Here is a 13,316-nt window from a genome sequence, read left to right as displayed (position 1 = left end):
AGCAACAGAATACTTGTTAACCATAACGATTGGTTAATCTGACAATACTTAATTTATGAACTTCATTTCTCAAATACTACATAGAATAAATCGGCAACAGAGGCAACCGTCACGGCCTATTTATATAGTCTGTGCCTGCCCCTATATAGAAACGCACCGAGAATCGCAGGACCAGAAGGCACGCTTTTGAACGAGAAAAGACTTAAGGCGGCGCTCGTAACCGGAGCTGCCAAGAGAATAGGCCGGGCGATAGTCGAGGATTTGGCGGAAAACGGCTTTTCTGTTGCCATTCATGCCAATAGCTCGATCGACGAGGCCGAGGCCGTTGCGGCGGAATTGCGGCGCCAAGGCAAAAGCGCCGTCGCAATGCAAGGCGACCTCACGAAAATAAACGAGACGGAAGCCCTTATAAAAAGAGCCGTAGACCAGCTTGGCCCCATCGATCTGCTCGTCAACAATGCCTCGGTCTTCCGCGAAGATTCGCTGAGAAAGATGGATGCCGGTGTCTGGGACGAACATTTCGCCGTGCATGTCCGGGCGCCTTCGATCCTCGCCGCGCAATTCGCGGCCCAGCTGCCGGAAACGTCCACCGGCCTCGTTGTCAATGTCATCGACCAGCGCGTCTGGGCGCTGCGGCCGAGCTTCTATTCTTATACTCTGTCGAAGTCGGCGCTTTGGACCGCAACGCAGACGATGGCGCAGGCACTTGCTCCGAAGATTCGCGTCAACGCCATCGGGCCCGGTCCCTCGATCCCAAGCGAACGGCAGTTGCAGGAAGACTTCCAAGCGCAGGTGGCAGCCCTTATCTTGAGGCGAGGACCTGCGTTGGAGGAATTCGGCCGGACGATTCGCTTTCTGTTCGAGACGCCCTCGATCACGGGTCAGATGATTGCACTCGACGGCGGCCAGCATCTCGCGTGGCAGACGCCGGATGTGCTGGAGATCAAGGAATGAATGCCAAGAAGCTGCCCGATGGCGGCGTTCTTTACGATGAAACCGACGAAAACGAAGACGATATCGAGGTGGAAAGCGACCTTTCCGCCGCGCCGGTGCCGGCTGCAATCGACTGGAATGAAGGCGGCGGCAACGAGAGCGGGCTTGCCGGCGCGGAACTCATCGGCGAATTCGTCAAGCGGCTGCCGAACAGCCCCGGCGTCTACCGCATGTTCAATGCCGACGGCGACGTGCTCTACGTCGGCAAGGCGCGCAGCCTCAAGAAGCGGGTCGGCAACTATGCGATGGGCCGGGTCCACTCCAACCGCATCGCGCAGATGGTCCGCCTGACCTCGCATATGGAATTCGTGACGACGCGCACGGAGACCGAGGCGCTGCTTCTGGAAGCGAATCTGATCAAGCGCTTACGGCCGCGCTTTAACGTGCTTTTGCGCGACGACAAGTCCTTTCCCTATATCCTCATCACGGGCGACCATCGCGCCCCGGCGATATTCAAGCATCGCGGCGCCCGCGCCCGCAAAGGCGACTATTTCGGCCCCTTCGCCTCCGCTGGCGCAGTGGGCCGCACGATCAATTCGCTGCAGCGCGCCTTCCTGATCCGCACCTGCACAGACAGCGTTTTCGAGACGCGCACGCGACCCTGCCTTCTCTATCAGATCAAGCGCTGTTCAGGGCCCTGCACCCGCGAAATCAGCGACGAAGGCTATGCGCAGCTGGTGCAGGAGGCGAAGGACTTCCTTTCCGGCAAGAGCCAGAAAGTGAAGGCGCATATGGCGGAGGAAATGAACGCGGCTGCCGAAGAGCTCGATTTCGAGCGCGCCGCGGTCTATCGCGATCGCCTGGCTGCACTCTCACACGTCCAGAGCCATCAGGGCATCAATCCGGCAGGCGTCGAGGAGGCGGACGTCTTCGCGATCCACCACGAGGGTGGGATTTCCTGCATCCAGGTCTTCTTTTTCCGCACCGGGCAGAACTGGGGTAATCGCGCCTATTTCCCGAAGGCCGACCCGCAGCTTTCGGGCGCCGAGGTTCTGAACGCCTTCCTGGCGCAGTTTTACGACGATAAGCCCGTGCCGAAGCAGATCATGCTGTCGGAAACTGTCGAGGAAATAGAACTCCTGGCGGCGGCACTTGGCGAAAAGGCCGGACACAAGGTTTCCATCGTGGTGCCTCAGCGCGGCGAGAAGCGCGATCTTGTCGATCACGTCGTTGCCAACGCGCGCGAGGCACATGGCCGAAAACTTGCCGAAACTGCGTCGCAATCACGCCTGCTCGAAGGCTTCAAGGAAACGTTCGGTCTCGCCTACGCCCCGCAGCGGATTGAAATCTACGACAATTCGCACATCATGGGCACCAATGCGGTCGGCGGTATGGTCGTCGCGGGGCCGGAAGGCTTCGTGAAGAGCCAGTACCGCAAGTTCAACATCAAATCGACCGACATCACGCCCGGGGACGACTTCGGCATGATGCGCGAGGTAATGACGCGGCGGTTCTCGCGGCTGATCAAGGAGGAAGGCATTCCGGACAGGTCGCAGCCGGTATCCAGCGCTGAGGCCGCCGATATGCCGTTCCCCGCCTGGCCGGACACAATCCTGATCGACGGCGGCCAAGGTCAGATGACCGCGGTGCGCGCAATCCTCGAAGAACTCGGTATCGCGGACAGCGTCATTGCCATCGGTGTTGCCAAAGGCGTCGACCGCGATGCCGGGCGTGAGCGTTTCTTCCCGCCGGGGCGCGAAAGCTTCACGCTGCCGCCGCGCGATCCCGTGCTCTATTTCATCCAGCGCATGCGGGATGAAGCCCACCGCTTTGCCATCGGCTCGCATCGCGCACGGCGCAAGAAAGAGATGATCAAGAACCCGCTCGACGAGATCGGCGGCATCGGCCCGTCGCGCAAGCGGGCGCTGCTGCAGCATTTCGGCACTGCAAAGGCGGTTTCGCGCGCAGCGCTTTCCGATCTCATGGCGGTCGACGGCATTTCCGAAACGGTCGCAAAGCAGGTCTACAACCATTTTCACGACGATGCCGCTAAATAGGCGGCTGCGGTCGCAAATTCCACGCAAAGGCGGCAGAAAACCAGAAAGAATGTTGACGGCTTGCGATCAAACCCGTCATCTACGGGCACAAGCATTCAGAGAAACGGTTTCATGGCATCGCGCGCATATAGTCTTCCCAACTTACTGACCTACGGCCGTATTCTCGCGGTACCGCTGATCGTCCTCTGTTTCTTTATCGAAGGACGGCTCGCCATCAGCAATACGGCGCGATGGGTTGCCCTCTGGATCTTCGTCATCGCCTCGCTCACCGATTTCCTGGACGGCTATCTGGCGCGCATCTGGAACCAGACCTCGAATATCGGCCGCATGCTCGACCCGATCGCCGACAAGCTGCTCGTCGCCTCGATCCTGCTGCTGGTGGCCGCGGATCAGACAATCGCCGGCTGGTCGATCTGGGCGGCGATCACCATCCTCTGCCGCGAAATCCTCGTTTCCGGGCTGCGGGAGTATCTTGCCGCGCTCAAGGTTAGCGTTCCCGTCACGCGGATCGCCAAATGGAAGACGACATTGCAGTTGGTGGCGATCGCGTTTCTGCTCGCAGGTCCAGCGGGCGACGAGATTTTCCCCTACACGACGCAGATCGGCATCGGCCTTCTATGGATCGCCGCCATTTTGACCATATATACCGGCTACGACTATTTCCGCGCGGGCCTGAAGCACATCGTGGACAACGAAGAATGACACGGCTTGTCTATTTCGCCTGGGTGCGCGAACGGATCGGCAAGAGCGAGGAAGACATCGCGCTTCCTTCCTCCGTCGTCACCGTTGCCGATCTTCTCGGCCACCTGAAGACGCTCGGCGAAGAATACGAGACGGCGCTTCAATACGAAAACGTGATCCGCGTGGCGCTCGACCAGGAACATGCCGAACACGACGAGCCGATCGGCAATGCCCGCGAGATCGGGATTTTTCCCCCGATGACGGGCGGGTGAGATATGTCGGGCAGAACGGCCGAGTTTCCGAGAAGACGAATGGAAACACTGCGCATAAAGACGACTGCCCCGCACTCCTCCCTCATTCCTGTGCTCGTCACAGGAATCGAGTGCGCCCAAGTCCTTGGGCGCACGAGAAGTTCTTGCAAAAGTGAAAGAGTCATTCAAGGCGCGGAGACGCCGTCACCGGATTCCTGTGACGAGCACAGAAATGAGGGAGCATGCGGGAACCTCGCCGTCCGTCATCGAGCGGAGAGTGTGCTGTGACCATCTCCCCCACCATCCGCGTCCAGCGCGAAGATTTCGACCTGCAGACCGAAGTCGATCGGCTGACGAGGGCTGAGCCCGGTATTGGCGCGATCGTGACCTTCTCCGGCCTCTGCCGTGACGAAGGCGGCATGCTCGCCGCGCTCGAACTCGAGCATTATCCGGGCATGGCCGAGGCGGAGATGACCCGCATCGCAAATCTCGCGATCGAGCGTTTCGGCCTGCTTGGGCTCACCGCCATCCACCGCTTCGGAAAAATCGCCGCGGGGGAAAATATCGTGCTGGTGATCGCCGCCGCCCCGCACAGGCAGGCGGCATTCGACGGCGCAAACCTCGTCATGGACTATCTGAAGACCGCCGCGCCCTTCTGGAAGAAGGAGCATGGCACGGACGGCTCGGCAGGCGATTGGGTCTCCGCCAAGGATGCAGACGACGCGGCACGCGACAAGTGGAAATGATCAGGGAATGGCCCGCTCGCGCCTGCTCAGCACCAGCAGGAAGACGAGCAGCGAGAAGATAACGAAATCCCGCCAGAGAAACGGTCCGTAAGCGGTCCACAGGGTTTCGGCAAAGCCGATGCCGGCCGCGCCGCCCGCGGATCTCAGCGGATCGGAATAGCCGCCCGCCGCAGCGATCATCAGCACCTTAAGGCCGAAGAGCAGGCCCGCGCCGAAATTCATCGAGCCGTAGTAAAAGGTCGTCAGGATGCCGCAACATGTGGCGACGAAGACGGCGGCCACGTAGGCACCCAGGAAGACGCGGCTTGCGCTGACGCCGCAGAGCTCGGCGGCGAACGGATCATCCGTCACCGCGCGCCAGATACGACCCCAGGCGCTGCGCCGGAGCACCAGGCCGCCAATCGCGATCAGCGCGCACATGAGCGCCGTATTGATGAGTTGAATATAGGTTAGCGTCACCTTGAACGACGCGTCGCTCCAGAACACGACGGTGCGGTTGAAAAAGGGCGACAGCCAGAGTTCCCGCGTATCGGACGCCAGCCGCGCCGTCTCCATGAGCAGGATGGTCACGCCGAGGGCTGCGACGATGACCGTATTTGGCGAACGGCGAACGAGCGGCTGCATAACGGAGCGGCCGATCCAGAAGCCGGTGCCGAGAGAATAGACGAAGGACATGAGGACGCCGATCGCGATCGACGCGGGCAGGACGAGCCAAAGCCGGTTATAGGCAAAATCGGTGAACAGCAGCAGGATCTGCCCGGCGAAAGCAAACATCGCACCATAGGTGATGTCGGCGCGTTTGGTGACGCCGAAGGCCAGTGCATAGCCGAAGGCAAGTGCCGCATAGAGCGCTGCCAACGGCACCGCGTTTGCCAGCTGCTGCAAAAGATAACCCATCGAGAACTCCGGACCCTTTGCAAATATAACTGGCAAAAACCATTTTGCCAGTTATATTTTCACCATGACCTTTGCCTGGACCGCACATCGTTTTTCCAGCGGCGCGCTGGCGCTGGATGTCGCCAACAGCGTCGTTCTGCGCCATAGTACATCACGCCGCATCGACCGTTTTGCAGCAGGTGAACAGCTGGAGAGTTTTCCGCTAGCGGCGGCAAAATTCTGCGCCGAGCGCGCGCTTTTCGGCGACGTGCTGCCGGTGGCTCCGGAAAACAGGCCGAACTTCATTGCGCTGCGTGAGGCGACAGACCGCTATTTCCGGCAGAAGGTGCTGACCGGCAACGACGATCGTCTTCTCGCGGAACTGCTCGAAACACTTGCCGTGACGCTGCGCGATGCAAAGCCCAACGGGCTCGACGCCGCGACCGCGCATTCGGTGCTTCGGCTCATTGCTATGCCCGATCCAGAGCGCATGAAGATATGCCGCAATTGCGGCTGGCTGTTCATCGATCGCAGCAAGAACAAAAGCCGTGCCTGGTGCGACATGGCCGTCTGCGGCAACCGCGCCAAGGCGAGCCGGCACTACCGCAGGAAGAAGGAGGAGGAGGCGACATGAAGATCAAGGCCGTTACGGCGCTGGCGCTGGGTGCGGTGCTGATTGCCGGGTGTCAGCGCAAAATGGAAAAGATGGTCGAAGTCAGCGGCCACATGTTCGTGTTCAACTACCGCGTCGCGACCGCCACCTATCTCGTCACGCTCAAGAAGACATCGCCTATTCCAGACGGCACCGTGGCGATCGCGGAATTCGAGAATCCGGCCGGCGGCGATCCGATCATCCTCAAGGAGAAAGTCTTCCCGGCCTGGGACAAGATCACGCTGCAGAGCCCGAGCCTGCACTGCGTCCGCAAGGACAGGCCCTATTCCGTTAATATCCGCCTTGTCGATGCCGAGGGTACGACGCTGCAGGAGTTGAAGACGCAGTTGGTCTCGGACGTAGATCAGTCGGTGCTGCCGAGCAAGCCGCTCGTCGTCGGGCCGCTCTATACGCAGAACCCGGAGGTCTTCAAGCCGGACGGAACGACCGACTTCAGCAATGCCGACAAGTGTCCCGCGGTATAATGAAAAAGCCGGAGCGAGGCCCCGGCTTTCGAGAGTCATTTCAAAGGCTTCAGCCTTACGGCTGAGCTTCCGATTCAGCCGACGATTTCAGTGTCGGAGAACCAGTACTTGATTTCCTGGGCAGCCGTTTCCGGAGCGTCGGATCCGTGCACGGAGTTTTCGCCGATCGAAAGAGCATGGACCTTACGGATCGTGCCTTCGTCAGCGTTTGCCGGGTTCGTCGCACCCATGATTTCGCGGTTCTTGAGGATAGCATCTTCCCCTTCGAGAACCTGAACGACGGTCGGGCCAGAGGTCATGGTTTCGACGAGTTCGCCGAAGAACGGACGCTCTTTGTGAACGGCATAGAAGCCCTCAGCTTCGCGCTTGCTCATCCAGACACGCTTGGAAGCAACGACGCGCAGGCCGGCATCTTCCAGCATCTTGGTGATAGCGCCCGTCAGGTTGCGCTTCGTTGCGTCCGGCTTGATCATCGAAAAGGTGCGTTCAATCGCCATTGGGTCAAATCCTCTGGTTTAGCGGGAAAAGTGGGCGGTCTTTACCCGCCCGCAGCCCCGAAAACAAGGGGGACGCGGCAATTTCACGCCGCTGTCATAGTGCGGCCCCTGCCCTCATGCAGATCAAGGCAGCGCTCGAACCACGTCATCACCGGATCGTCCGCGGCAAGCATGGAAAGACCGGCGACGACACGCAGCCACTGCACCGCACCAAAGACGATGTAATCGGCAAAGAGCGGGCTCTCGCCACCGATGAAAGGCTGGAACTTCAGCATATGCCGTATGGGCTCGAGCTTAGCCGGGAATGCGGCCTTTTCCGCCTCGCGATCGGCGGCGATCTCCTCCAGTGTCTTACCGAGCCGCTGCTCGCGGCTTTCGCGGAAATAGGCCTTATCGCCTTCATCGAGAACCGCATGAATGTCGAGCAGCGCGATGCGCATGATCGCGGTGTGGACCACCATCTGGGAGTAGCCTTCAACCATGCGCGACAGCGCCTTGCCGCCCTCGCCCCTGAAAAGCGAGGGACGATCCGGATAGGCCTCCTCCAGATAAAGGGCAATTGCAAAGCTGTCGGAGACCAGACGGCCGTTGTCCTCCAGCACAGGAACCGTCGGCGAAAAACCGCCGCCGATCTGGCGGATTCGGGCATAGGTCGTCGGAATCTCCTCGAAACTCAGCCCCTTGTGGGCCAGCGCCATGACAGCTTTCCAGCAATGCGGGGAAAAGAAATTCTGCGGGTCGGCACCGCACAGGGAATAGAGCGCTCTGGTCATCATCTGCCTTTTCAAAAGGGGTTTCGGTTTTGCATTTCACGACAGATGCTGGCCGCGATCAAATCAGGAAATTTCATGGGCGCCATTGTTTCGAGTTGCAGCGCTTCAAGGTTGCATTAACTTCATTTCAGCGATCCGTAATAAGCGAGACAAAACCACTGAAAATTCAAGATATTTTAAAATATTGACGGGATAGTGGAGCTCAAGGCCGCAGCCGGATAGCGCTGGCACAGCGAGGGACCGTCATGCAGAATGCAACTAGAAATGCAATGCAGCACGAGGGCGCCCGCCCTGCTCCCTTAACCGATACCCAGAAGATCGCGCAGCACATGGCGCGGCTGAGCATTGCCGGCCTGCCGCGGAACTACGAACTGCTGTACGAGGCGGTTGCCGGTCACAATGCGGCGCTTGCCAGCGACATCGCAGCACTCGGCTCCCATCCGCAGCAGGCGAAGCTCGATGCACTCGGCCTGCAGTATCGCCTCGTCAGCCATTGCGGGCTTGCCGCGGAAGCCGCCGGCAGCGAAGCTGGCAAACTCCTTCGGGAAGCCGCCGAACGGCTGGCGGATGGCGTCAGGCAGAAGCACGCCTTTTTGCGCGCCGCGGAGGCCCTGCTGGAATCGATCTCCGGCAATGGCGACCAGAGTCTTGCAGCATTCATGAGCGAGATGGAATTCCTCGCGGCATCGCTCACGAGCGTGCTTTCGTCCGAAGCGGGACTCGAGGTCAAGCTGCTTGCCGATGCCGAACGCATCGAGATGCTGGAGCGCGGGATGTCCGCCGTGCAATCAGCATCGGTGACGGATGCGCTGACGGGCCTGCCAAACCGCATCGCGCTGACGAAGGCGATCGGCGAACTTTACGAGCTCAAGGAAGGCGTCGCCGGCAGTGCGCTAATCATGGTCGATATCGACGACTTCAAGCAGTTGAATGCCAAATATGGCGTGCAGGCGGGCAACAAGCTGATGAAGAAGCTCGCCGACCTTTTCCGCAAGTCCATCAAGAAGAACGACCATGTCTCGCGCACCGAAGGTGACGAGTTCGGCTTCCTGTTTGCCAATGTGGGTATGCGCGAAGCGCTGGCGATCGCCGAGCGGCTGCGCCACTCGGTGGAGGACAACATGGTTTTCGCGACCTCCGACAAAGGCGATCCCGGCAGGCTCACCATTTCTCTCGGTATCGCGCTGAGTTCCGACGCGGCAACGCCCGCGCAACTGGAGGCCAATGCCCGTGTCGCGCTTCTTGCCGCCCAGTCCAATCGCCGCCAGCCTGTACAAGCTTTCGGCCGCTAATACGCGCACGGTCTTGCCTTGATCGCGGCTTTCGGCCAAAACGCCGCGCATGATCACGATTACCGACATCTCCGCCCGCATCGCCGGGCGCCTTCTCCTCGACAATGCCAGCGTCACGCTTCCCGCGGGCACGAAGGCTGGCCTTGTGGGGCGCAACGGCGCGGGCAAATCCACGCTCTTCAGGATCATCACCGGCGATCTCGGCGCGGAGACGGGCTTGGTTTCCATACCGAAGAACGCCCGTATCGGCCAGGTGGCGCAGGAGGCGCCGGGCACGGAAGATTCGCTGATCGACATCGTCCTTTCCGCCGACAAGGAGCGCGCAGCGCTTCTTGTCGAATCCGAGACCGCGACCGATCCGCATCGCATTGCGGAAATCCAGATGCGCCTTGTCGACATCGACGCGCATTCGGCGGAGGCGCGCGCGGCGAGCATTCTCGCGGGTCTCGGCTTCGACCAGGAGGCCCAGCAGCGCCCGGCCTCGGCGTTCTCCGGCGGCTGGCGCATGCGCGTTGCCCTTGCCTCGGTGCTCTTTGCCGAACCGGATCTGCTGCTTCTCGACGAGCCGACGAACTATCTCGACCTCGAAGGCACGCTCTGGCTGGAAGACTATGTGCGGCGCTATCCGCATACGGTCATCATCATCAGCCATGACCGGGACCTTCTGAACAACGCCGTCAATTCGATCATCCATCTCGACCAGAAGAAGCTGACCTTCTACCGCGGCGGCTATGATCAATTCGAGCGGCAAAAGGCGGAAGCTGACGAACTGCAGACAAAAGCGAAGGCCAAGAACGAAGCCGCGCGCAAGCATCTGCAGAGCTTTATCGACCGCTTCAAGGCAAAGGCTTCCAAGGCGCGCCAGGCACAGAGCCGCGTCAAGGCGCTCGAGCGCATGGGCACCGTCGCCGCAGTGATCGAAAGTCACGTCCAGCCGATTACTTTCCCGGAGCCGGAAAAGCAGCCCGCGTCGCCGATCGTCGCGATCCAGGGCGGCGCCGTCGGTTATGAACCGGGCAAGCCAATCCTCAAGAGCATCAGCCTCCGCATCGACAACGACGACCGCATCGCGCTGCTCGGCTCCAACGGCAACGGCAAGTCGACCTTCGCGAAATTCATCGCCGGTCGGCTTTCGGCCGAAAGCGGCGACATTAAACTCGCACCCAGCCTGAAGATCGGCTTTTTCGCCCAGCACCAGCTCGACGATCTCGTTCCCGACGACTCGCCGGTCGCGCATGTGCGCCGCCTGATGCCCGCGGCGCCCGAGGCCAAGGTGCGCGCCCGTGTTGCGCAGATGGGGCTTTCGACGGAAAAGATGTCGACCGCCGCCAAGGATCTCTCCGGCGGCGAGAAGGCTCGCCTGCTGATGGGGCTTGCCGCATTCCACGCGCCGAACCTGCTCATCCTTGACGAGCCGACCAACCACCTGGACATCGACAGCCGCCGCGCATTGATAGAAGCGCTTAACGACTACGATGGCGCCGTCATTCTCATCTCGCACGACCGCCATCTCATCGAGGCGACGGTCGACCGTCTCTGGCTGGTCAACAACGGCACGGTTTCGGATTTCGACGGCGATATGGAGGAATACCGCAACCTCGTTGTCTCTTCGGGCAAAAAAAAAGACGAAAAGCCTGAGCTGAATGACGAAGCGTCCTCCAAGGCGGATCAGCGCAAGGCGAATGCCGGCAAACGTGCCTCGCTTGCACCGCTTAGGAAAAAGATCAACGAAATCGAATCCTTGACGGCGAAGCTGGAGAAACAGATTCAGGCTCTCGATGCCGAGCTTGCCGATCCGGCGCTCTACGAAAAGACACCGGCAAAGGCCAGCGAGAAAGTCAAGCAGCGTGGCGAGGCAGCAGCAAAACTCGCAGCCTCCGAAGAGCAGTGGCTCGAGCTTTCCGCCGAATATGAGGACGCCATGGCGGGCTAACCGCAGCGCCTTGTCGATCTGCAGGTGACAACGCCGCTTGCCCGGCGGTAACATTCTGATAAAACACCGCGCAATAAATCATACTTTTGAGCGAAACACCGAACGCGAGCTTTATCCCATGTCACCCATCAACCTCGCCATCGTCGGCGTCGGCAAGATCGTCCGCGACCAGCACCTTCCCTCGATCGCCAAGAACCCGGATTTCAAGCTTGTCGCGACGGCGAGCCGCCACGGCACCGTCGATGGCGTCCAGAGCTTCACGTCCATAGAAGCCATGCTCGACGCGGTGCCGGCGATCGATGCGGTGTCGCTTTGCATGCCGCCGCAATATCGCTACGAGGCAGCCCATAAAGCGCTTTCCGCCGGCAAGCATGTCTTCCTCGAAAAGCCGCCGGGCGCGACATTGAGCGAGGTCGCCGACCTCGAAGCGCTGGCGGCCGAAAAGGGCGTCTCGCTGTTTGCAAGCTGGCATTCACGTTACGCGGCTGCGGTCGAGGCCGCGAGAGCATTCCTCGCCTCGACCAAGATCGAAAGCGTTCACGTCGTCTGGAAGGAGGACGTGCGCCACTGGCATCCGAACCAGGACTGGATCTGGCAGGCCGGTGGGCTTGGCGTTTTCGATCCCGGCATCAATGCCCTGTCGATCGTCACCCATATCCTGCCGAAGGCGATCTTCCTGACGAGCGCCACGCTGGAGTTCCCGGAAAACCGCGACGCGCCGATTGCCGCCGACCTGCATTTCAAGAATGCGGACAACGTTCCGGTTCACGGTGAATTCGACTGGCGCCAGACCGGAAAGCAGAGCTGGGACATCATCGCCGAGACGGCAGCCGGGACGATGGAGCTTACGGAAGGCGGATCGAAACTCTCCGTCAACGGCGAGCTGAGATTCTCCGCGCCGGAGGAGGAATATCCTCAGCTCTACCGGCGCTTTGCGGAAATCGTCAAGGCGGGCAAATCCGACGTCGATCTCGCGCCGCTGCGCCACGTCGCCGATGCTTTCATGCTCGGCAAGCGGAAGTTCGTCGAGGCGTTTCACGACTGACCGGCAGATCGCCGGCCAGATGCCAAACCGGCCGTTGAATGTTAGAGTGACGAGATCGACCCTCGCCAAGGACGTCCAATACCATGCCGCAGGAGCAAGACGAGTCTTTTGGATTGGGCGTGCGGCATCTGACCGTCACGCTCGCCGCTCCCGACGCGAGATGGCAGAAAGCCTATGCGCTGGAAGAGGTTAGAATCCGAGGTGCGCTCGGATCTCTGGCGCTCGACATCCAGCATTTCGGCAGCACCGCCATCCCGGCGATCAAAGCAAAACCAATCATCGACATTCTGATCGGCATCAGACGTTTCGAAGACGGGGCGACCTGTATCGGACCGATGGAGCGGATCGGCTACGACTATGCTGGAGCAGACGTCGTGCCCAACGATCACATCTTCGGCCGCGGCATCAAGGGCGAAACGCGTACGCATCTCGCCCATATCGTCGAACATAACGGTTATAACTGGAAGCGGAATATTCTTTTCCGCGACAGGCTTCGGAGCAATCCAGCTCTCGTCAAAGCCTACGAAGAGCTGAAGATCGATCTTGCGCGGAAGTATGCCGAAAATCGCGCCGCTTACACCGCGTCGAAGAAGGCCTTCATCGACAAAGTCGTAACGGACGGTGATCTCGCCTGACCTTCGGCGGTCAGGCCTTCTTCTCCCAGCGTCCCTCCGGCGTCTGCTGCCAATAGGTGAGGCTGTGCCCCTCGCCTTTCAGCTTCTTCCATTGGGCGCGCGCGGCTTCGAGTTGTTCCTGGTCGTATCCGTCGAACATGAAGACGATCCGTTCATAGGTGTCGACCGGCGGCGGTTCGGCGGCGTCGACGACGAAACGCACGGTCGCGGCGTTGGCGTTTCCAGCGGATGCCGTCAGCAAGACGGGCTGGTCTTCGGCAAGTTCAGCCTCATCCGTGCCATGCGGCAGAAAACTGTCTTCACGGAACGTCCAGAGATGCGCATCGAGCGCGTCCCTTCGGGCCGGCTCCTTCACCTGGATCGCGACACGCCAGCCGCGCCCGACGCTCTTGTCGACGAGCGGCGGCAGGGCGTCTTCCAGCTTGGATTCGGTCAGATGATAGAACAGGACTTCCGTCAT

Annotated in this window: 15 protein-coding genes; 11 read left to right on the top strand and 4 right to left on the bottom strand. The window is 60.4% G+C overall.

Annotated features, from left to right (window positions below; all coding sequences use genetic code 11):
* Positions 1–186 precede the first annotated feature (186 nt).
* The 5 genes from N2599_RS04640 to N2599_RS04620 all read left to right on the top strand — a co-directional run bounded on the left by N2599_RS04640 (position 187) and on the right by N2599_RS04620 (position 4,668).
* Positions 187–954 (top strand): SDR family oxidoreductase, encoded by a 768-nt coding sequence (locus N2599_RS04640; protein WP_027507351.1) that lies wholly within the window; start codon positions 187–189, stop codon positions 952–954.
* A complete protein-coding gene (gene uvrC / locus N2599_RS04635) occupies positions 951–2,990 on the top strand; it encodes an excinuclease ABC subunit UvrC (RefSeq protein ID WP_027507352.1) in 2,040 nt (679 codons plus the stop codon). Before N2599_RS04640 ends, uvrC begins: the two co-directional genes overlap by 4 nt.
* Positions 2,991–3,101: 111 nt before the next feature.
* Positions 3,102–3,692 carry a CDP-diacylglycerol--glycerol-3-phosphate 3-phosphatidyltransferase gene (pgsA, locus tag N2599_RS04630; RefSeq protein ID WP_027507353.1) on the top strand — a complete coding sequence of 197 codons (591 nt, stop codon included), beginning with the start codon at positions 3,102–3,104 and terminating at the stop codon, positions 3,690–3,692.
* Positions 3,689–3,943 (top strand): molybdopterin converting factor subunit 1, encoded by a 255-nt coding sequence (gene moaD, locus N2599_RS04625; protein WP_027507354.1) that lies wholly within the window; start codon positions 3,689–3,691, stop codon positions 3,941–3,943. Before pgsA ends, moaD begins: the two co-directional genes overlap by 4 nt.
* A 263-nt stretch (positions 3,944–4,206) precedes the next feature.
* Complete coding sequence (locus N2599_RS04620) at positions 4,207–4,668, top strand: molybdenum cofactor biosynthesis protein MoaE (protein WP_027507355.1); 462 nt, start codon at positions 4,207–4,209, stop codon at positions 4,666–4,668.
* On the opposite strand, the gene N2599_RS04615 is transcribed toward N2599_RS04620, so the two are convergent.
* Positions 4,669–5,565, bottom strand: a complete 897-nt coding sequence (locus N2599_RS04615) for a branched-chain amino acid ABC transporter permease (protein ID WP_027507356.1) — start codon at positions 5,563–5,565, stop codon at positions 4,669–4,671.
* 64 nt (positions 5,566–5,629) lie between these two features.
* Here N2599_RS04615 and N2599_RS04610 point away from each other — a divergent pair, with 64 nt between their 5' ends.
* Entirely contained in the window at positions 5,630–6,178 is a 549-nt protein-coding gene (locus N2599_RS04610) for a CGNR zinc finger domain-containing protein (RefSeq protein WP_027507357.1), read from the top strand.
* A complete protein-coding gene (locus N2599_RS04605) occupies positions 6,175–6,681 on the top strand; it encodes a hypothetical protein (protein ID WP_027507358.1) in 507 nt (168 codons plus the stop codon). Before N2599_RS04610 ends, N2599_RS04605 begins: the two co-directional genes overlap by 4 nt.
* A gap of 74 nt (positions 6,682–6,755) precedes the next feature.
* Here N2599_RS04605 and ndk read toward each other — a convergent pair whose 3' ends face one another.
* Positions 6,756–7,178, bottom strand: a complete 423-nt coding sequence (ndk, locus tag N2599_RS04600) for a nucleoside-diphosphate kinase (protein WP_027507359.1) — start codon at positions 7,176–7,178, stop codon at positions 6,756–6,758.
* Positions 7,179–7,261: 83 nt separating this feature from the next.
* Positions 7,262–7,951, bottom strand: a complete 690-nt coding sequence (locus tag N2599_RS04595) for a glutathione S-transferase family protein (RefSeq protein WP_027507360.1) — start codon at positions 7,949–7,951, stop codon at positions 7,262–7,264.
* A gap of 245 nt (positions 7,952–8,196) precedes the next feature.
* Here N2599_RS04595 and N2599_RS04590 point away from each other — a divergent pair, with 245 nt between their 5' ends.
* The 4 genes from N2599_RS04590 to N2599_RS04575 all read left to right on the top strand — a co-directional run bounded on the left by N2599_RS04590 (position 8,197) and on the right by N2599_RS04575 (position 12,856).
* Complete coding sequence (locus N2599_RS04590; protein WP_027507361.1) at positions 8,197–9,243, top strand: GGDEF domain-containing protein; 1,047 nt, start codon at positions 8,197–8,199, stop codon at positions 9,241–9,243.
* Between the two features lie 49 nt (positions 9,244–9,292).
* A complete protein-coding gene (locus tag N2599_RS04585) occupies positions 9,293–11,176 on the top strand; it encodes an ABC-F family ATP-binding cassette domain-containing protein (RefSeq protein WP_027507362.1) in 1,884 nt (627 codons plus the stop codon).
* Between the two features lie 118 nt (positions 11,177–11,294).
* The gene (locus N2599_RS04580; RefSeq protein WP_027507363.1) at positions 11,295–12,221 is read left to right on the top strand and encodes a Gfo/Idh/MocA family protein; all 927 of its coding nucleotides are present in this window, start codon (positions 11,295–11,297) and stop codon (positions 12,219–12,221) included.
* 83 nt (positions 12,222–12,304) lie between these two features.
* A complete protein-coding gene (locus N2599_RS04575) occupies positions 12,305–12,856 on the top strand; it encodes a GrpB family protein (RefSeq protein ID WP_027507364.1) in 552 nt (183 codons plus the stop codon).
* 10 nt (positions 12,857–12,866) lie between these two features.
* Here the strand turns inward: N2599_RS04575 and N2599_RS04570 are convergent, their stop codons facing one another.
* Positions 12,867–13,316 carry a DNA polymerase III subunit chi gene (locus N2599_RS04570; protein WP_027507365.1) on the bottom strand — a complete coding sequence of 150 codons (450 nt, stop codon included), beginning with the start codon at positions 13,314–13,316 and terminating at the stop codon, positions 12,867–12,869.

This window comes from Rhizobium sullae, from assembly GCF_025200715.1.
GTDB lineage: Bacteria > Pseudomonadota > Alphaproteobacteria > Rhizobiales > Rhizobiaceae > Rhizobium > Rhizobium sullae.
The sequence above is the reverse complement of the archived record's forward strand: the minus strand, read 5'-3'. Positions and strand labels throughout refer to the sequence as shown.

Coding starts and splice junctions, on each gene's coding strand:
- N2599_RS04610 (WP_027507357.1), top strand. CDS start 5,630: ATGACCTTTGCCTGGACCGCACATCGTTTTTCCAGCGGCGCGCTGGCG.
- N2599_RS04570 (WP_027507365.1), bottom strand. CDS start 13,316: ATGACGGAAGTCCTGTTCTATCATCTGACCGAATCCAAGCTGGAAGAC.
- ndk (WP_027507359.1), bottom strand. CDS start 7,178: ATGGCGATTGAACGCACCTTTTCGATGATCAAGCCGGACGCAACGAAG.
- N2599_RS04590 (WP_027507361.1), top strand. CDS start 8,197: ATGCAGAATGCAACTAGAAATGCAATGCAGCACGAGGGCGCCCGCCCT.
- N2599_RS04605 (WP_027507358.1), top strand. CDS start 6,175: ATGAAGATCAAGGCCGTTACGGCGCTGGCGCTGGGTGCGGTGCTGATT.
- N2599_RS04615 (WP_027507356.1), bottom strand. CDS start 5,565: ATGGGTTATCTTTTGCAGCAGCTGGCAAACGCGGTGCCGTTGGCAGCG.
- uvrC (WP_027507352.1), top strand. CDS start 951: ATGAATGCCAAGAAGCTGCCCGATGGCGGCGTTCTTTACGATGAAACC.
- pgsA (WP_027507353.1), top strand. CDS start 3,102: ATGGCATCGCGCGCATATAGTCTTCCCAACTTACTGACCTACGGCCGT.
- N2599_RS04580 (WP_027507363.1), top strand. CDS start 11,295: ATGTCACCCATCAACCTCGCCATCGTCGGCGTCGGCAAGATCGTCCGC.
- N2599_RS04585 (WP_027507362.1), top strand. CDS start 9,293: ATGATCACGATTACCGACATCTCCGCCCGCATCGCCGGGCGCCTTCTC.
- N2599_RS04575 (WP_027507364.1), top strand. CDS start 12,305: ATGCCGCAGGAGCAAGACGAGTCTTTTGGATTGGGCGTGCGGCATCTG.
- N2599_RS04595 (WP_027507360.1), bottom strand. CDS start 7,951: ATGACCAGAGCGCTCTATTCCCTGTGCGGTGCCGACCCGCAGAATTTC.
- moaD (WP_027507354.1), top strand. CDS start 3,689: ATGACACGGCTTGTCTATTTCGCCTGGGTGCGCGAACGGATCGGCAAG.